We start from the raw sequence: 17,570 nt of genomic DNA, 5'->3' as shown, positions 1-17,570 counted from the left end.
TCATGTGCCTCGCGTTCGTGACGCTGGACATGGGTGGCCCCGCGAGGCTCTGGCACCTGATTCCGGGCATCGGCCTGTTCAACTGGCCGAGGTCGATGCTCACCTGGGACGTGATCGTCCTGAATGGCTACCTGGTCCTCAATGCGGTCATCCCCTTCTACATCCTCTATTGCCATTACCGCGACCGCCATCCCAACCGGACGCTCTACGTTCCGGCCGTGTTCCTGTCGGTGTTCTGGGCGTTTGGCATCCACCTGGTGACGGCGTTCCTGTACGCCGGGCTGGTCTCCCGCCCGTTCTGGAACTCCTCGCTCCTCGGCCCCCGATTCCTCGCGTCGGCCTTCGCCGGAGGCCCCGCCTTGATGATCATCACGCTCGGCGCTATTCGGCGTTGGGCTGGGTACCCGATCGAGACCAAGACGCTCGACAAGCTCGCCCTCATCACCACGGTCGCGGCACAGGTGAATCTGGTGATGCTGGGCTCAGAGCTGTTCAAGGAGTTCTACGCGCCGACAGAGCACAGCGCGAGCGCGACGTACCTATTCTTTGGTCTGCACGGCCACGACGCCCTGGTCCCGGGGATCTGGACGGCCATCGTGCTCAACGTGGCGGCGACGCTGGCGTTGACCGTCCACCCCATCCGCCGGAACCTGAAGCTGCTCTACCCGAGCTGCGCAGTTCTGTTCGTGGCGATCTGGGTCGAGAAAGGTCTGGGATTGATCGTGCCAGGATTCGTTCCCTCGCCGCTTGGAGAAGTGGTCGACTACGTTCCCACCTGGGTGGAAATCGCGGTCACCATCGGCGTGTGGGCGATGGGAGCGTTCATCTTCACCGGTCTGGCGCGAGTGGCCATCGGCGTCGAGCTGGGACGCCTGCGCGCTCCCAAGTCCCCATAGGCCTCGGCGAACGAGGAACATGTTCACCGGCGGAGCCGACATCGCACTTCATCGCGATGAATGCGATGGCGGACTTGACCGAGTTGCGGTCGTAGATCTTCAGGATGCGCTACCGGGCGGCCTCGACCGGGGGCGCGGCCGGGACGAGATGGCCGTGGCCCCGAGGCTTGCCGATCGCGTAAGGTGTTCGCCTCACGAAAATGAGCGATTTGCACGATGGACTCGGGCCCTCCGTTAGTTCCCAAATGGAAACTAACAGCGCGCCTTCACCAGAGGAAATGAACGCAGGCGGGCTGACCTCCCGTATGTAAGAGATGAGCAGCCGGGTCCCGCTGGACTGGCGGACGGCGATCGTGCCGCGCGGGCGGGTGTACGTGATCCCGTCCCGGTGCAAGGAGTGCCGTTTCTGCGTCGATTTCTGCCCCAAGGATGTCCTGATCCTTTCCCACGAGACTAACGCGAAGGGCTATCGCTACCCCACCGTGGCTCCTGGCAAGGAGGAAGCGTGCATCCACTGCGAGTTCTGCTCCCTGGTCTGCCCGGAGTACGCCATCTACACGGTCGAGGTGCCCCGGGCTGAGGTTACGGCATGAAGCCTGGGCCGGCTGTCCTGACCGGACAGCACTTTCTTCTGGGCGACAACGCAGTTGCGGAAGGAGCCCTCGCCGCGGGCTGCCGCTTCTTCGCGGGTTATCCGATCACGCCCTCCACGGAGATCGCCGAGCGCCTCGCCCACCGGCTTCCCGAGGTGGGAGGGATCTTTGTCCAGATGGAGGATGAGTTGGCCAGCATGGCGGCGATCGTCGGCGCCACGGTGGCCGGGGCTCGCGCCATGACCGCCACCTCGGGCCCCGGCTTCTCCCTCATGATGGAGAACCTCGGGCTGGCGGTGATGATGGAGGTGCCCTGCGTGGTGGTGAACGTCCAGCGGGGCGGGCCTTCCACCGGACTGCCCACTCTGGTGGGGCAGGCAGACGTCATGCAGGCGCGCTGGGGATCCCACGGCGACTATGAGATCGTCGCGTATTGCCCCGCCTCGCCCCAGGAGTGCTTCGACCTCACGGTGAAGGCCTTCGACACCGCAGATCGCTTCAGGATCCCCGTCCTCCTCATGGCGGATGAGGTGGTCGCCCATATGACCGAACGAGTGACCATTCCGCCACCGGAAGCGATTCGACACGTCGAGAGGAAGGGTCCCCGGCAGGGTCCGGGGAAGGACGGGTTCCGCCCCTTCGAGGCCGATGAGGACCTCGTGCCGCCCATGGTCCATGCGGGGGAAGGGTACCGCGTCCATTTCACGGGCCTCACCCACGATGAACTGGGGTACCCGGTCATCACCGGCCGCGCCCACGGCCGGCTCGTCCGACGGCTCGTGGACAAGGTGCGGCGCAACGCATGGCAGATCGTGGAGTATGAGGAGTATCGCCTGGAGGATGCCCGCGTCGTGGTCATCGCCTACGGCTCCACCGCCCGATCAGCGCGCCGGGCCGTAGCGCTCGCCCGGGAGCACGGGATCCCAGCCGGCCTGCTCCGCCCGATCACCCTCTGGCCCTTCCCCGGGGAATGCGTGGAGAAGCTCGCCGAGCGAGTCCGGGCCTTCGTCGTCCCCGAGCTGAACCTGGGGCAGATCTCGCGAGAGGTGGAGCGCTTCACGCGCCTGCCCGTGGTCGGGGTCAACCACGCGGGCGGAGCCATGATGGCGCCGGAGCCGATCCTCGAGGCGATCCGGGAGCTGGCGAGATAACTCATGGCCACGTTCATCGCGGAGCGCCACCCGAGCGATCCCGTCTTCAGAGCGGATCGTCTCCCCCACATCTGGTGCCCGGGGTGCGGGATCGGGCCGGCCATGCACGCCTATGCCCAGGCCATGCTGGAGTCCGGGATCCCCCTCGACCGCCACATCTGTGTTTCGGGGATCGGCTGCACGGGGAGGGTGCCCGGCTACCTCAACATGGACTCGTACCACACGACCCACGGCCGGGCCATTCCCTTCGCCACCGCCATCGCCCTGGTCAAGCCCGAGCTGGAGGTCACGGTGTTCAGCGGGGACGGCGACCTCTTCGCCATCGGCGGGAACCACTTCATCCACGCGGCCCGGCGCAACGTGGATCTGAACGTGATCTGCATCAACAACTTCAACTACGGGATGACGGGAGGCCAGGTGGGCCCGACCACGCCCATGGGGGCCCGGGCCACCACCGCCCCCTACGGCAACTACGAGCAGCCCTTCAACCTGCCGTACCTGGCCGCCTCGACAGGGGCGGTGTTCGTGGCGCGGTGGACGTCGCTCCACCTGCGCCAGCTCAAGCAAGCGTTCCTCCGCGCCATGGCGAAGCGGGGTTTCACGTTCATAGAAGTCCTGGCTCCGTGCCCGGTGGGCTTCGGCCGCCCCAACGACATCGGCGACGCCATGGAGGAGATGACGCTCTACCGGGAGCGGTGCGTGGTGGACCACGGGGCGCCCTTGGCCACGCTGGACATCGACCTCAGGGAGAAGGACCGGCCGATCGTCCTCGGCAACTTCGTAGACATCGAGCGCCCGGTCTTCGACCCGCTGGCCATGCTCCGGCCAGCTCCGGAGAGCGCCAACAACACGGCGCTGGCCAGGAAAGAGCAGGAGGCATAGCCGATGCGGCGCGAGGTCAGGCTGGCGGGGTACGGGGGGCAGGGGATCGTCCTGGCGGGCCTGCTCCTCGGCAAGGCTGTGGCTCTCTACGACGGCAAGGAGGCCGTCTTCACCCAGTCTTACGGCCCGGAGGCGCGAGGGGGAGCCTCGAGCGCCGACGTGGTGATTGCCGACGGCCCGGTGGATTACCCTCTCGTAACTCGACCCGATTGTCTCGTGGTGATGTTCCAGGAGGCCTACGAGCGCTACCGCCTCGACCTCGTCGAGGGCGGCCTCCTCGTCCTCGACCAGGACCTCGTGAAGCCCGACACGCGAGAGAGAGGGTTTCACGCGATCCCCGCCACGCGGCTGGCCGAGGAGCTTGGCAAGAAGATCGCGGCCAACGTGGTGATGCTGGGCTTCTTCGCGGCGGTCAGCGGGGTGGTCAGCCGGCATGCGATGGAGACGGCGCTGCGGTCTACGCTCGCCCCTCGCCTCCTGGACCTGAACCTTAAGGCGTTTTCAGCAGGCTACGAGTTCTCGGAGCGGGCGCGGGAGGCCGCATGAGTCATTCGGTGCCGGTGGCCACTGCATTGGCGCGGGTGTCCCCCTCCGGCTTATGAGCGACTCGATCCTGGTCATCGGCGGCGGCATTGCAGGGATCCAGGCCTCGCTGGACCTGGCCGAGTCCGGCGCGAGGGTGGTCCTGGTGGAGCGCGCCCCGAGCATCGGCGGGAAGATGGCGGTGCTCGACAAGAACTTCCCCACGCTCGACTGCTCGATCTGCATCGAGGCCCCGAAGATGTCCGAGGTGGGGCAGCACCCGAACATCGAGCTCCTCACGCTGGCCGAGGTGGAATCGGTGGCCGGGGAGGCCGGCCGTTTCCGCGTGGCGGTGAGCCAGCGGGCGCGCTTCGTCACCGACGAGTGCACGCGCTGCGGCGAGTGTGCGCCGGCGTGTCCGGTGCTCCTGTCCAACGAGTTCGACGCCGCCATGGCCTCGCGGAAGGCCATCTACACGCCGATCGCCCAGGCGGTTCCCGGGCCGTATGTCGTGGACATCCGAAACTGCCTGAACGAGCCGCCCAACTACCTGCCGTGCGCCCGCTGCGTTCAGGCCTGCGGCCCCAGGTGCATCGACTTCGGGATGCCGCTCAGGCGCCGGCTCGAGCGCGAGGTCGCCTCCATCGTGGTCGCAGCGGGATACGACCTGATCGATCCGCTCGGGCTCAAGGAGTACGGGTACGGCAGTCATCCCGACATCCTCACCTCCCTCGAGCTCGAGCGGCTTCTCACCTCGGCGGGCCCCACGGGGGGCGAGATCGTCCGCCCCTCGGACGGTCGCCACCCGGAGCGCGTGCTCGTGGTTCTCTGCGTGGGCTCCCGCGACCGCCGCTTCTACCGCTACTGCTCCCGCTTCTGCTGCATGTACTCGGTGAAGCACGCCTTCCAGCTCATGGACCACGGCATCAAGGATGTCACCGTCCTCTACATGGATCTGCGGGCCTACGGCAAGGGCTTCGACGGCTTCCTCGAGCGGACCCGGAGCGAGGGGGCAAAGTTCGTCCGCGGGCGTCCCGCCTGGGTGCGCCCCGCCGGTGACAGGCTCCGGGTCCGCTTCGAAGACACCGAGGCCGGGCGGCTCAGGGAGGAGGCCTACGACATGGTCGTCCTGGCCACGGCGGTCCGCCCTCCCGACGGTCTCGCCGCCCTGGCCCGCGTCCTGGGAATCGAGCTGGACGAGGATGGCTTCATCAGGGCGGTGGAGCGGAGGGCGGGGCTCATCGCCACCACCCGGCCGGGGATCTACGCCGCGGGCTGCGCGAGCGGCCCCAAGGACATCCCCGACAGCGTGGCCGAGGCCGGCGCCGCCGCCTCGCTGGCCCTGGCCCACCTCTCCGATCGCGCCTTCGCCGAAGAGCCTCACATCGAGCCTCTTGCCGAGATCGAGGTGCCGCGGATCGGCGTCTTCGTCTGCCACTGCGGCTCGAACATCGCCGGGGTTGTCGACGTCCCGCGGGTCGTTGAGCACGCGCGAAACCTCCCCGACGTGGTCTGGGCCCAGGACCAGATGTACTCCTGCGCGGGCAACACCCAGAAGGAGATCGAGGAGGCGATCCGGTCCAAGGGGATCAATCGCGTGGTCGTGGCCGCCTGCTCCCCCAAGACCCACGAGACGATCTTCAGAAAGGTCCTGATCCGGGCCGGCCTGAATCCATTTCTGCTAGAAATGGTGAACGTCAGAAACCAGGACTCCTGGGTCCACAAGCAGGAGCGGGAGGCGGCCAGCGTCAAGGCCATGGACATGGTCGCCATGGGCGTCGAGAAGGCGCGACGGCTCGAGCCGCTGACGGTGACCCGGAGCCCGATCATCCAGCGGGCGCTCGTCGTGGGCGGCGGGGTCGCCGGGATGAGCGCCGCCGCGGCGCTGGCGCGCCAGGGGTACGAGACCCACCTGGTGGAGAAGGACTCCAAACTGGGTGGCCTCCTCCGGTTCCTGGACGAGCTGGCTCCCCTGGGGCTCAAGGCCCAGGAGCTTCTGGAGCGCCAGGAGCAGGAGCTGCGCGAGGCGGGTGTCCTCCTCCACCTCGGGACCGAGGTCGAGCAGATCGGCGGGTTTGTCGGGAACTTCTCGGCCCGCCTCGTGGACGGCACCGAGCTGCGCGTTGGGGCAGTGGTCCTCGCCACGGGTGCCCGGCCCTACCCGCCGACCGAGTTCCTCTACCGTCTGGACTCCCGGGTCATCACCAACCTGGAGCTGGAGGGGTTGCTCCCGCACGTCGAGGCGCGTCGGGTCACGTTCGTGGGCTGCGTGGGGTCGCGCGAAAACGGCGCCGGTTGCTCGCGCTACTGCTGCGCCTCCATGATCCGCCAGGCCCTGAGGCTCCGGCGGATGGGAAAGCACGTCCGGGTCCTCTTCAAGGATATCCGCACCTTTACCCGCCACGCTGAGGAGCTCTACGAGGAGGCCGCACGGGCCGGGGTCCAGTTCTTCCGCTACCCGCCCGGGCAACCCCCCGAGGAGGCCATCGCCTTCGATGGCACCGCCGTGATGCTCCACGACGCCTTGCTCGGCGAACCGGTGAGGATCCCCACCGACCTCCTGGTGCTGGCCTTGGCGCTCCGTCCACGGGAGGAGACGATCTCGCAGCAGCTCAAGGTGGCCAAGAGCGAAGACGGGTTCCTCCTCGAGCTGCACCCGAAGCTCGGCCCGGCCGAGACCGCCTCTCAAGGGATCTACCTGGCGGGGGCGTGCCAGGCGCCGAAGGACGTGCGGGAGAGCGTCGCCCAGGCGCTGGCCGCTGCCGCCAAGGCGGGGGCGCTCCTGGCCAAGGGCGTCATCGAGAAGGAGCCGCTCACGGCCCGCCTGACCCCCGACCTCTGCAACGGCTGCATGCTCTGCGTGCCGGCCTGCCCCTACGGGGCCATCGAGCAGCTCGGCAAGGTGAAGGAAGGGAAGGTCAGGATCATCGAGGCCGCCTGCATGGGGTGCGGCAACTGCGCGGCCACCTGCAACCACGACGCGATCGAGATGCCGTACTTCACCAAGGAGCAGATCCTGGCCCAGATCGACGCGGCGCTGGCGGAGCGACCCGAAGAGAAGGTGCTGGTCTTCACCTGCAACTGGTGCTCCTATGCGGGTGCCGACCAGGCCGGGATCGAGAAGATCCAGTACCCGCCCTCGGCGCGGATCATCCGCACCATGTGCTCGGCGCGCATCGAGGGCGACTTCATCGATCGGGCCTTCGAGCGGGGGGCGGGGGGGGTGCTGGTGACCGGCTGCCGGCTCACGGACAAGGGGTCGGACTGCCACTACAACTACGCCAACCAGTCCACGCTCAAGCGCTTCGGGATCTGGCAGCGGAAGTGGGCCAGGCGCGGGATCCCGCCTGAGCGCTTTCAGCTCAGGTGGATCTCGGCCTCCGAGGGGAAGGAGTTCGCAGCCAAGATGCGCGACATGGACGAGGTGGTCCAGGACGCTCTGGCCGCGCGGGCTCTGGTGGAACCCGATGAGTAAGTCGGCTCGGGCTCGCGTCCTCGACGACGCCGTGTGGGAGGAGGTCGTCGAGGGGACCCGCGGTCTGGCTGCCCCGTGCTTTCAGTGCGGGGTCTGCACCGCGGTCTGCCCGTGGGGGCTGGTCCAGAAGGACCCGGTGAGCATCCGGCGGCTGATCCGCCTGGCCCAGCTCGGCGTCGAAGGCTGGGGCGCGGCCATCTGGCTCTGCACGACGTGCGGGGCTTGCGAGGCTCTCTGTCCGCGGGGCGTCCCGGTGAGCGAGGTGCTCCTGGCTCTCCGCGGACTGGCGTGGAAGCGACGGGCGGTCCCGAAAGGCCTTGCGACCATGCTCTGGGCGGTCCACTGGGATGGAAACCCCTGGGATCAGCCGCCCTCCTCCCGGACGGCGTGGGCCAAGGGCCTCGACGTGCCGTCGTTCTCGGGCGACCAGGAACTCCTCCTCTACGTCGGCTGCACGGCCGCCTACGATCGCCGGAGCCAGAAGGTCGCCCGGAGCCTCGTGAGGCTGCTCCGCGACGCAGGGGTGAGCTTCGGCATTCTCCCCGACGAGCCCTGCTGCGGTGAGGCGGTGCGGATGGTGGGCCAGGAGGAGTATCTGGCGGAGCTGATGGAGACGACCGCCACGCGCTTCAGGGAGGCTCGAGTCCGGCGCCTGGTTGCCCTCTCTCCCCACTGCTTCGACATGTTCCGCAATCGCTACCCGTTCTGCGCCGAGCTGGAGGTCCTGCACTACACGGAGCTGCTGGCCTCCCTGGTGGAAGAGGGCCGCCTCCGGTTCAGGAAAGAGACCCCGGTGACGGTCACCTACCACGACCCGTGCTACCTCGGGCGGCGGCACGGCATCTACGATCCGCCCCGGAAGCTCCTCGGCGCCATCCCGGGCGTGACGGTGGTTGAGATGGCGTGCAGCCGCGAGTACGCCCTCTGCTGCGGTGGCGGGGGCGGGCGCATGTGGCTCGAAACGCAAGCCGGGGAACGCTTCGGAGAGTTCAGGGTCCGGCAGGCCCGGGAGACGGAAGCCGAGCTGCTGGTCACAGCCTGTCCGTTCTGTCTCCTCTGCCTCGAGGACGGCGCCAAAGTGCTCGGGGAAGACCGGCTCAAGGTCCTCGACCTCGCCGAGTTGGCCTGCCAGGCACTCGGCGACACCCCTGCTCCAGAATGATTCCCCCGGCGTACGGTCCGGAAGCGGGTTCAGGGCTCTGGGTTTACCTGGAGCAGGAGGGTGGCGGGCTCGAGAGCGTCGCCATCGAGCTGCTGGGCAAGGGACGGGAGCTGGCGGTCCAGAAGGGAACCCCTCTCACCGGCCTTCTCCTCGGCCACGATGTGGCGGGCGCGGCGCGGAGGGCCATCGCCCATGGAGCCGACCACGTGCTGCTGGCCGATGACCCGCTGCTGGCCAGCTACACGACCGATGCCTACACGAACGTGGTCGCCAGGATCGTCCTCGAGGGGAAGCCCGAAACGCTCCTCCTCGGCGCCACGCCCAACGGGCGCGACCTGGCCGGCCGGCTCGCCGTCCGTCTGAGGACCGGTCTCACGGCAGATTGCACCGGGCTTGCCCTGGAAGCGGGGACCGGGCTCCTCCTGGGAGACGTGACCGGGTTCGGCGGGGGAGTCATGGCGTCGATCAAGTGCGCGATTCACCGACCGCAGATGGCGACGGTCAGGCCGGGGATCTTTCCGCCTCCCACCCCGGATCCGACCCGGGCAGGGGCGATCGAGAGAGTGCCCGTGGAGCTGTCGCCGGCCGACATCAGGACCGAGATCCTCGAGCGCGTCCGTTACGAGGGGGTGGACATCACGCGGGCCAGGGTCATCGTCGCCGGCGGCCGGGGCGTCAAAGGGGACTTCGCGCCGCTGGCGGAGCTGGCGCGCCTCCTGGGTGGTGAAGTGGGGGCTTCGCGCGTGGCCTGCGATCTCGCGTGGATCGGCCGCGATCGCCAGATCGGCCAGACAGGGTTCGTCACCCGGCCCAAGCTGGCCATCGTCTGCGGGGTGAGCGGCGCCACCCAGTTCACCGTCGGCATCAAGGGCGCCGAGTGCATTGTCGCCATCAACTCCGACCGCGATGCGCCGATCTTCGAGGAGGCAGACCTCTGTGTGGTGGACGACCTCTTCCCCGTGGTCGAGACCGTGATTGCCGAGCTTCGGAGGGAGCGAGGGCTGTGAGGCCGCTGGACATCATCGTCTGCGTCAAGGTGGTGCCGAAGCCGGAGGAGGTCTCCGTGAACCCCGAGACCCGGACCATCGACCGGGCGCGGGCGCGGTCGGAGCTGAACCCTCCCGACATGAACGCCATCGAGCTGGCCCTCGCGCTCCGCGAGCGTTACGGCGGCACCGTGTCGCTCCTCTCCATGGGGCCGCCTCTCGCCGGTCCCTGTCTCCAGATCGGGCTCGCCATGGGCGCTGACCGCGCGTTCCTCCTCTCGGACCGCGCCTTCGGTGGCGCCGATACGCTCGCGACGACGTATGCGCTCGCCAAGGCGATCGAGCGGATCGGCGTCTGGGACCTCGTCCTCTGCGGGGAGGAGTCGAGCGACGGGGCCACGGGCCAGGTGCCCCAGGGCATCGCCGAGTGGCTCGGCGTGGCGCAGATCACCTACGCGACCGAGCTCTCCGTGCGCGAGGACGGCCGTCTGGTCGGAGAGCGCGAGATTCGAGGCGGCCGCGAGGTCGTCGCCGCGCCGCTTCCGGCGGTGGTCTCGGTGAAGCTCGGGATCAACGAGCCCCGGTTCATGGACATGGACTACCGGCGGAGCGCTCAGGCAGTCACCACCTGGACCGCAGGGGATCTCGGCCTCGATGGGGAGTGGCTCGGCTTCAAGGGGTCGCCGACCGTCGTGGCCGATGTCTGGCAGGCGAAGGGCCCGGCGCGGCGGCGCGAGTTCCTCGAGGGTAGCCCGGTGGAGGCCGCTCGTCTCCTCCTGGAACGGATCCGGCCCCTGCTGGGGGGAATGTCCGCTCCGTCTGCTCGGTGAGGCTGGCCCCGGCCGTCCTCCTCCTCGTTGCCGCCGCGCTGCACGTCATCACCGCGGCGGTTCCCGACATCTACGATCTTCCGGTGCGCTGGCTCGCGCAGCCGGAGACCGAGTTTGCCGTGCGCTCGCGTGGAATCGGCCGTGATCGCTTCGTCGGGGATGCGGAGGTCGTGGGGTGGTGGCGCTCGGATAAGCCGGTCTGGCTCATCACCGAGGAGAGCCGGCTCGATCTCTGGCGCCCTCGTCTCGGCGGTGACCCCGGCGCGATCGTCGCCCGCAGCGGCACCCGGGTCCTGCTGGGCAGCCGCGCAGCGCGCGCCAGATGACGGCGACGTTCGGCTGGCACGCCCCCGGACGTTCGCAGTATAGTTGCTCGTATAGTGCCCGGGATGACCGAAGAGAGTCGGCGGTGCCGGCTGGGATTGTCGGCGCCCGCCGCTGAGCCGATCGAGGCGCGGCTCACCCCGCGGGGTGCTGAGGCGTGGAGCTAGCTGCCCGCTGGCTCCACGTGCTGGGGGCCGTGACCTGGTTGGGCGGGATGCTCTTCATCGCCCTCGTCCTGGTCCCTGTCGCCCGGGGCGTCCAGGACCCGCGCCTTCGCGCTGACCTCATCAGCCAGAGCGGCAGGCGCTTCAGAACGGTCGGCTGGATCGCGCTGGCCGTCCTCGTCGTGACGGGCATCGCCAACCTCTACTTCCACCCCTGGATGCTCCGCGCCCCGGCGTTCCACGTCAAAGCCGCGCTCGTCCTCCTGGCGCTCGGCCTCAGCGTGCTCCACGATTTCGTCCTGGGCCCGCGGGCGATCAGGTTGCCCGCCGACGTCGCCGGCCCGCCCAGACGCGCGAGCTGGATCGCGCGCCTCAACCTCCTGATCGTCCTGCTCATCGTCTTGCTGGGCCTGGCCCTCCGCGGCTGAGCCCCCGTTCCGGTCCGCGGTCGGGACCCGGTTCCTCCGCGGGCGTGCGGCGGCTCTCGCCCTTTGGCTCGGAAGGGGTGTACAGTGGTGGCTCGTCCGGCGTGTGCGAGGTCGAGCCACCGGAAGGGAGGAACGCTGACGATGGCGCAGCGCCCCGAGATGGAGCGGATGTCTCGCGCGGGGCTGGAGCGGCTCCAGCTCGAGCGGCTTCGCTCGCTGGCGCACCGGGTGTACGAGCGGGTCGCCTTCTACCGGGAGCGGCTTGAGGCCGCGGGCGTCAAGCCGGAGAGCATCCGCTCCCTCGAGGACGTGCGACGGCTCCCGTTCACCCAGAAGGCGGACCTCCGGGACCATTACCCCTTCGGGCTCCTCGCCGTCCCGCTGCGCGAGGTCGTGCGGGTGCACGCCTCCTCGGGAACCACGGGCAAGCCGACCGTGGTGGCGTACAGCCGGGGCGACCTCGAGGTGTGGACGGAGGTGATGGCGCGGACCCTCGCCTCGGGCGAGGTCGGCCCGGGCGACGTGGTTCACAACGCGTACGGGTACGGGCTCTTCACCGGGGGCCTGGGCTTTCACTACGGCGCGGAGCGGCTCGGGGCGGCCGTCGTGCCCCTGTCGGGCGGCTTCACCGAGCGCCAGCTCGTGGCGCTGCGCGACTTCGGTGCGACCGTGCTCTGCTGCACGCCCTCGTACAGCTTGCACCTCGGCGAGGCGCTGGCAGAGGCGGGGATCGCGCGCGGGGCGCTCAGGCTGCGGGTGGGGTTCTTCGGGGCCGAGCCCTGGTCCGACGCGATGCGCGAGCAGATCGAGGCCCGCCTCGGCCTGACGGCGTTGAACTGCTACGGGCTCTCGGAGGTGATCGGACCGGGGGTGGCGGTCGAGTGTCTCGAGCAGAGCGGGATGCATGTGCAGGAGGATCATTTCCTGGTGGAGGTGATCGACCCCGCGACGCTCGCGCCGCTGCCGCCGGGGACGCCGGGGGAGCTGGTGTTCACGACGCTGACGAAGGAGGCGCTGCCGCTGCTCCGCTACCGGACGGGTGATCTCTCGATGCTGCTCGCTGAGCCCTGCCGGTGCGGGCGGACGTCCCGGCGCATCGGGCGGATCACGGGGCGGACGGACGACATGCTGATCATCCGGGGGGTGAACGTGTTCCCCTCGCAGGTCGAGCACGTGCTGCTGGCGACGCCGGGGGCGGAGCCCCACTACTTGCTGGTGGTCCGGCGGGAGCGGGCGCTGGACCGTCTGGAGGTGCAGGTGGAGGCGGCGGCGGAGGTGTCCGGGGCGGGAGCCGAGGCCATGGAGGCGCTCGCGGCACGGCTTCGCCGGCGGCTCCACGAGGCGCTCGGGGTCACGGTGGAGGTGACGGTGCTGCCGCCCAGGACGCTCGAGCGGAGCGTCGGCAAGGCGCAGCGGGTCCGGGACCTCAGGCAGCCGGTGTGAGCGCGCGGGCGATCTCGCTTGCATCCCGGCCCTGGCTGAGGTAGGAAATACTAACGGCATGGCGGTCCGGGACTATGACGCGATCATCGTGGGGGCGAGCTTCGCCGGGCTGGCGGTGGCCAGGCGGCTACGGGGTGAGGTGCTTCTCCTGGACCGGAACGAGGTCGGCACCGTCCAGACGTCGGCGTGCGGCACGCCGCTCTGGATCCCCCGGGCGTTCGGGGTAGAGGAGAGCATCCTCGCGGTCCACGATCGCCTGGTCGTCAGGTCTCCCACGCGCACCGTCGTCTACGACATCTCCGCCGTCCCCTTCTGCACCTTCGACTACGAGAAGTTCTGCCGCGGGCTCCTCGACCAGTGCCGGGCGCGGTTTCTCAGGGTCGGCGTGACGGGGGTTCGAAACGAGGCCGTCGTCACGATGGAGGGGTCGTTCAGGGCGCCTGTCGTCGTGGACTGCTCGGGCTGGCGCCGCGTGCTGATCAACGGGGGATCCGTGGCGTCGCCCACCAACGGGTTTTCGTTCGGCCTGGAGACGCGCACCGGCTTCAGCGAGGATGGCCTCGTCCTCTGGCTGGATGACCGCGTGATCCCCCACGGCCTCGGGTGGATCTTCCCCGTGGGGCGGGGGAGCCTCATCGGGCTCGGGAGCTACGCGGGGAACACCAAGCTCCGACCGCGGCTCGACCGCTTCCTCGCGACGATGGCCGAGGCGCCGACGACTTACCACGGCACCTACTTCCCGAACCGGATGCTCCGTCCGACCTCCGGCCGCATTTTCGCCGTCGGCGACGCCGCGGGCCAGTGCCTGCCGCTGACCGCCGAGGGGATCCGCCCCGCGCTCTACTTCGGGGAGCAGTGCGCGCGGATCGTCCAGCGGATCATCGACGGGGCCCTCACGGTTGTGGACGGGCTCGCTCACTACCGTCGGCTGGTGGGTCGCTACCGGTGGGCGTACCTGCAGCTCGGCCTCGGCCAGTTGCTCGCGAGCGGGCTTCCGAGCCGCTGGTTCGGCGGCGTGGCGGCCCTGGCCAACCGATCGCCGCTCAGGGAGTACTGGTGGCCGCGCTACGGCAACTTCGGTCGCTCCCGGGACGGACAGGTGATGCCGGCAACGTCGACGGCGGTGGTGAGGTGAACCAAAAGCTCCGCTGGGTCATCGGCCTGGGGCTGCTCGCCCTCCTCCTGGTCGTGACGGTCTGGCGAATGACGCCCGACTCCCCGACCTACCTGTTCCTGCTCCGACTCTACCGGGACCCCGTTTATCTCCGGGAGACGCTCCAGTCCGCCGGCTGGCTCGCCCCGGCGGTCTTCATCGCGATTCAAGCCCTCCAAGTGGTGCTCTCACCCATCCCCGGGGAGGCCACGGGCATCCTCGGGGGCTACCTCTTCGGCCTGGCCCTGGGATTCGTCTACTCGACCGTCGGGCTCACCGTCGGGACGATGGCGGCCTTCTGGATCGGCCGCTGGGTGGGGGCTTCGTTCTTGCGCCGGTTCGTCACCGACCACCTGTGGGGGCGGCTGGGCTTCATCGTCGAGGCGGAAGGGGCGATCCTCGCGTTCATCATCTACCTGATCCCGGGCTTCCCCAAGGATATCGTCTCCTACCTGTTCGGGATCAGTCCCATGCCGGTGTGGGTCTTCGTGGTGGTCTCCACCCTGGGCCGGATGCCCGGCACGTGGGTGCTCTCCGCCCAGGGCGCGAAGACGGCTGCGGGGCAGTACGTCCATCTGGCGCTCCTCACCGCGCTCGCGGCGGCGGTCGCGATCCCGCTCTACTACTACCGCCACCAGATCGTGGGTTGGTTCCGGCGCCACTCCGAGACCGGAAATAGGGCTTGACAAGGCCGGTCGCGGGTTCATAGAGTAAGGGTTACCTTTTTCCAAGGAGGAGTGAGTCGGTGGCAGCGATGGGCAAGGCAACCGCGCAGGGCTGGCGGGCCTACTTTTTCTACTTTGCCCACGTCCGCCCATCGGCTCTGAGGCGTTAAGCCGATCCAAAACAGAGCCACGGGCGGACGGATCGCCGGCCCGTGGCGGAAGATTACGGCGGCCGCGGGCCACAGGGTTAGCGGCCGTTTTATTTTGCCGTGGCCGGGAGGGAGCGATGGTGATTGTGCTGAAGCCCAGGGCGACCGAAGAGGACATCGAGAACGTGTCGCGTCGGATCCAGGAGATGGGCTACCGGCCCCACGTGAGCCGGGGGGAGGCGAGGACCATTATCGGCGCCGTCGGCGACGATCGGGGGAAGGAACGGCTCCAGGCGCTCGAGTCCCTCGAGTGCGTGGAGTCCGTGGTCAGGATCCTCCAGCCCTTCAAGCTCGCGAGCCGCGAGATCCATCCTGACGACACGCAGATCGAGGTGGACGGGGTCGTGATCGGTGGCCGCCGCGTGGTGGTCATGGCGGGTCCCTGCTCGGTGGAGTCGCGGGACCAGCTCCTCGCCGTCGCGCGGGAGGCAAAGGCGGCGGGGGCGTCGATCCTCCGGGGCGGGGCCTTCAAACCGCGGACGTCTCCCTACACGTTCCAGGGGCTGGAGGAGGAAGGGCTCAAGCTCCTCGCCGAGGCGCGCAAGCTGACGGGGCTCCCGGTGGTGACGGAGGTGATGGAGCCCGACAAGGTGGAGGTCGTCGCCGAGCACTCCGACATCGTTCAGGTCGGGGCCCGCAACGTCCAGAACTTCTCCCTCCTCAAGCGGGTCGCCGAGTGCGGCAAGCCCGTGCTCCTCAAGCGTGGCATGGCCACGACCATCCAGGAGTGGCTCCTGTCGGCCGAGTACATCCTGAGCGGCGGCAACCCCCGCGTGATCCTCTGCGAGCGCGGAATCCGGACGTTCGAGACCTCGACGCGCTACACCCTGGACCTGAACGCGGTGCCGGTGGTCAAGAAGCTCTCGCACCTGCCGGTGTTGGTGGACCCGAGCCACGGCACAGGCCACTGGCAGTACGTGGTGCCGATGGCCCGCGCCGGGCTGGCGGCGGGCGCGGACGGGTTGATCATCGAGGTCCACAACAAGCCCGAGGAGGCGCTGTCCGACGGGCCGCAGTCGCTCAAGCCGGACCGGTTCGCGCGGCTGATGGAAGAGCTGCGGCCGCTGGTGCGAGCCCTCGGGCGTGAGCTGTAGAAATGCTCGGAGGGGGGGGCGTAGCTCCCCTCCGATCGTCCTAGTAGACGGAGCCGGGGTCCGGGCTTCGACTCCCGCCGCAGGGCGTGGGATAATGAGGCCGGCATGACGCCGCCTCTGGTGGGGGGGGATTCCGCTCGCCGGCTGGCTGTCGGAGCGGCCTGCTCCCTCGTCCTCCACCTCTCGCTCGTCGCCCTCGCGCTGTCGGCGCGGTCCTGGCTCCCTCTCGTCGTCAGGAAGGGGGAGCCCGTGATCGTCGAGCTCGCGCCCGTTGAGCCCGAGGAGCCCGCTCCCCGAGGGATGCCGGCCCGTCCAGCCGGGCCCGCGGTCGCCGCGAAGCCGAAGGCGGCGACGCCCAGGCCCGCACCGAAGGCCGAGGCTCCGCGCCCCGCAGCTCCCAAGCCCCCGCCGCCCGCGCCCGAGCCTGTCAGGGCCCCCGAGCCCACCGTCGTGGCGAAGGCAGAGCCGCTTCCGGCACCCGAGCCCGCGGTGGTGGCGAAGGCCGAAGCGCCTCTGGCGCCCGAGCCCGTGAGGCCGCCGAGCCCTGCGCCCAAGGAGCCCGAGGCTCAGCGCCTCCCGGAGCCCGAAGCCAGGCCTGCGGCTCCTGCGTCGGCCGCGCCCGCCGAGCCCGAGGGGCCCAGGGTCGCTCCCGGCGGGTCGAAGACCGACCTCTCCGCGCTCCCGCCCCGACCCGGTTCGGGTGGCGTCGGCGGGATCAGGCGCGGGCGCGGCGGTCTCGAGGGCGAGCCGATCCCCCTGGACACCGCTGACCTCCGCTACACGGACTACTTCGAGAAGGTGCGTCGGCAGATCAAGTCGAAGTGGATCTACCCGCGCGAGGCCGGCGAGCGGGGGATCGGGGGCCAGCTCGTCATCGATTTCGCCATCGCCAAGAGCGGCGACCTCGAGGCCGTCGAGCTCCGGCGCTCCTCCGGCGTCCAGGTCCTGGACCTCTACGCGCTCAACGCCATCAAGCTCGCCCAGCCGTTCCCACCCGTCCCCGATTCGGTGTCGAAGGGCGTGCTCCCGATCAAGGGCATCTTCACGTACCAGATCGTGGACGCGGGCCTGCTGAACCAGTACCTCCGATAGATAGTCGGAGGGGGACACCCACGCCTTCGGCGTGGGTACCCGGGCCCCCTCCGAGGCCTCCCCCACCGCTTGCGCGGGCGAAGCCCGCGCTCGAAACCACCTGGGAGGGGGACTGCGCCCCCCTTCCGGACCTCCCCCCGGTCGTTCGAGCGTGGCGGGGTCGGCCATGCCGTGAGGCAGGCCCCCCGCCGCGCGAGGCCCGAGTTGATTGCGCGGGCCAAGCCCGCGCTCGGAGAGGAACCCGCAATCGTGGGCGAGCTGTCAGGGCGCGCGAGCATTCAACCCTGTTACTCCGACCGGCTCCCAGCGGGAGGGTGGGCTCGGCCAGCCAGGTCCCCGCCGCGTCCCGCGCGTTCGGCGGGCAGCCATTTCGGAAGATAAGCCAGTAGCCACGCGGTAAAGCCTCGCCGGGGTTGCCCGTCGGTCCTGCCAGCGTTTCTCGCGCAGGGCACGCTATTTTCGCACTCGCAGAAAAGTCTTGACTTCAGCCGTATCTGTGTG

The 17,570-nt window shown here is 69.3% G+C and carries 16 protein-coding genes; all 16 read left to right on the top strand.

The window, feature by feature from the left end:
- Positions 1-896 (top strand): polysulfide reductase NrfD (gene nrfD / locus HY726_05145; protein ID MBI4608376.1); only part of this gene is annotated, 896 nt, incomplete at its 5' end.
- A 314-nt stretch (positions 897-1,210) separates the two neighbouring features.
- On the top strand, positions 1,211-1,489 hold the full coding sequence (locus HY726_05140) for a 4Fe-4S dicluster domain-containing protein (protein ID MBI4608375.1): 279 nt from the start codon (positions 1,211-1,213) through the stop codon (positions 1,487-1,489).
- Positions 1,486-2,640, top strand: a complete 1,155-nt coding sequence (locus HY726_05135; GenBank protein ID MBI4608374.1) for a 2-oxoacid:acceptor oxidoreductase subunit alpha — start codon at positions 1,486-1,488, stop codon at positions 2,638-2,640. The genes HY726_05140 and HY726_05135 overlap by 4 nt, the downstream gene beginning before the upstream one ends.
- 3 nt (positions 2,641-2,643) lie before the next feature.
- Positions 2,644-3,522, top strand: coding sequence for a 2-oxoacid:ferredoxin oxidoreductase subunit beta (locus HY726_05130; GenBank protein ID MBI4608373.1), 879 nt, complete (start codon positions 2,644-2,646; stop codon positions 3,520-3,522).
- 3 nt (positions 3,523-3,525) lie between these two features.
- Entirely contained in the window at positions 3,526-4,068 is a 543-nt protein-coding gene (locus HY726_05125) for a 2-oxoacid:acceptor oxidoreductase family protein (GenBank protein ID MBI4608372.1), read from the top strand.
- A gap of 52 nt (positions 4,069-4,120) precedes the next feature.
- On the top strand, positions 4,121-7,519 hold the full coding sequence (locus tag HY726_05120; GenBank protein ID MBI4608371.1) for an FAD-dependent oxidoreductase: 3,399 nt from the start codon (positions 4,121-4,123) through the stop codon (positions 7,517-7,519).
- Complete coding sequence (locus HY726_05115) at positions 7,512-8,681, top strand: 4Fe-4S dicluster domain-containing protein (GenBank protein MBI4608370.1); 1,170 nt, start codon at positions 7,512-7,514, stop codon at positions 8,679-8,681. Before HY726_05120 ends, HY726_05115 begins: the two co-directional genes overlap by 8 nt.
- Positions 8,678-9,688, top strand: coding sequence for an electron transfer flavoprotein subunit alpha/FixB family protein (locus HY726_05110; protein MBI4608369.1), 1,011 nt, complete (start codon positions 8,678-8,680; stop codon positions 9,686-9,688). The genes HY726_05115 and HY726_05110 overlap by 4 nt, the downstream gene beginning before the upstream one ends.
- The gene (locus HY726_05105) at positions 9,685-10,497 is read left to right on the top strand and encodes an electron transfer flavoprotein subunit beta/FixA family protein (GenBank protein ID MBI4608368.1); all 813 of its coding nucleotides are present in this window, start codon (positions 9,685-9,687) and stop codon (positions 10,495-10,497) included. Before HY726_05110 ends, HY726_05105 begins: the two co-directional genes overlap by 4 nt.
- Positions 10,494-10,823, top strand: coding sequence for a hypothetical protein (locus tag HY726_05100; GenBank protein ID MBI4608367.1), 330 nt, complete (start codon positions 10,494-10,496; stop codon positions 10,821-10,823). Before HY726_05105 ends, HY726_05100 begins: the two co-directional genes overlap by 4 nt.
- A 155-nt stretch (positions 10,824-10,978) precedes the next feature.
- Positions 10,979-11,413 (top strand): DUF4149 domain-containing protein, encoded by a 435-nt coding sequence (locus tag HY726_05095; GenBank protein MBI4608366.1) that lies wholly within the window; start codon positions 10,979-10,981, stop codon positions 11,411-11,413.
- A gap of 141 nt (positions 11,414-11,554) precedes the next feature.
- Positions 11,555-12,856, top strand: a complete 1,302-nt coding sequence (locus HY726_05090; GenBank protein MBI4608365.1) for a phenylacetate--CoA ligase — start codon at positions 11,555-11,557, stop codon at positions 12,854-12,856.
- Between the two features lie 58 nt (positions 12,857-12,914).
- On the top strand, positions 12,915-13,991 hold the full coding sequence (locus HY726_05085; GenBank protein ID MBI4608364.1) for an NAD(P)/FAD-dependent oxidoreductase: 1,077 nt from the start codon (positions 12,915-12,917) through the stop codon (positions 13,989-13,991).
- Positions 13,988-14,695 carry a TVP38/TMEM64 family protein gene (locus tag HY726_05080; GenBank protein ID MBI4608363.1) on the top strand — a complete coding sequence of 236 codons (708 nt, stop codon included), beginning with the start codon at positions 13,988-13,990 and terminating at the stop codon, positions 14,693-14,695. Before HY726_05085 ends, HY726_05080 begins: the two co-directional genes overlap by 4 nt.
- A gap of 265 nt (positions 14,696-14,960) precedes the next feature.
- Positions 14,961-15,977 carry a 3-deoxy-7-phosphoheptulonate synthase gene (gene aroF / locus HY726_05075; GenBank protein ID MBI4608362.1) on the top strand — a complete coding sequence of 339 codons (1,017 nt, stop codon included), beginning with the start codon at positions 14,961-14,963 and terminating at the stop codon, positions 15,975-15,977.
- A 105-nt stretch (positions 15,978-16,082) separates the two neighbouring features.
- A complete protein-coding gene (locus HY726_05070; protein MBI4608361.1) occupies positions 16,083-17,069 on the top strand; it encodes a TonB family protein in 987 nt (328 codons plus the stop codon).
- The last annotated feature ends 501 nt before the right edge of the window (positions 17,070-17,570 follow it).

The organism is Candidatus Rokuibacteriota bacterium (assembly GCA_016209385.1).
Classification (GTDB): Bacteria; Methylomirabilota; Methylomirabilia; order Rokubacteriales; family CSP1-6; genus JACQWB01.
The sequence above is the reverse complement of the archived record's forward strand: the minus strand, read 5'-3'. Positions and strand labels throughout refer to the sequence as shown.

Excerpts from the sequence above, each read along its gene's own strand:
- HY726_05125 (MBI4608372.1), top strand. The coding sequence starts at position 3,526 with ATGCGGCGCGAGGTCAGGCTGGCGGGGTACGGGGGGCAGGGGATCGTC.
- HY726_05115 (MBI4608370.1), top strand. The coding sequence starts at position 7,512 with ATGAGTAAGTCGGCTCGGGCTCGCGTCCTCGACGACGCCGTGTGGGAG.
- HY726_05090 (MBI4608365.1), top strand. The coding sequence starts at position 11,555 with ATGGCGCAGCGCCCCGAGATGGAGCGGATGTCTCGCGCGGGGCTGGAG.
- HY726_05140 (MBI4608375.1), top strand. The coding sequence starts at position 1,211 with ATGAGCAGCCGGGTCCCGCTGGACTGGCGGACGGCGATCGTGCCGCGC.
- HY726_05085 (MBI4608364.1), top strand. The coding sequence starts at position 12,915 with ATGGCGGTCCGGGACTATGACGCGATCATCGTGGGGGCGAGCTTCGCC.
- HY726_05130 (MBI4608373.1), top strand. The coding sequence starts at position 2,644 with ATGGCCACGTTCATCGCGGAGCGCCACCCGAGCGATCCCGTCTTCAGA.
- HY726_05120 (MBI4608371.1), top strand. The coding sequence starts at position 4,121 with ATGAGCGACTCGATCCTGGTCATCGGCGGCGGCATTGCAGGGATCCAG.
- HY726_05070 (MBI4608361.1), top strand. The coding sequence starts at position 16,083 with ATGACGCCGCCTCTGGTGGGGGGGGATTCCGCTCGCCGGCTGGCTGTC.
- HY726_05110 (MBI4608369.1), top strand. The coding sequence starts at position 8,678 with ATGATTCCCCCGGCGTACGGTCCGGAAGCGGGTTCAGGGCTCTGGGTT.
- HY726_05135 (MBI4608374.1), top strand. The coding sequence starts at position 1,486 with ATGAAGCCTGGGCCGGCTGTCCTGACCGGACAGCACTTTCTTCTGGGC.
- aroF (MBI4608362.1), top strand. The coding sequence starts at position 14,961 with ATGGTGATTGTGCTGAAGCCCAGGGCGACCGAAGAGGACATCGAGAAC.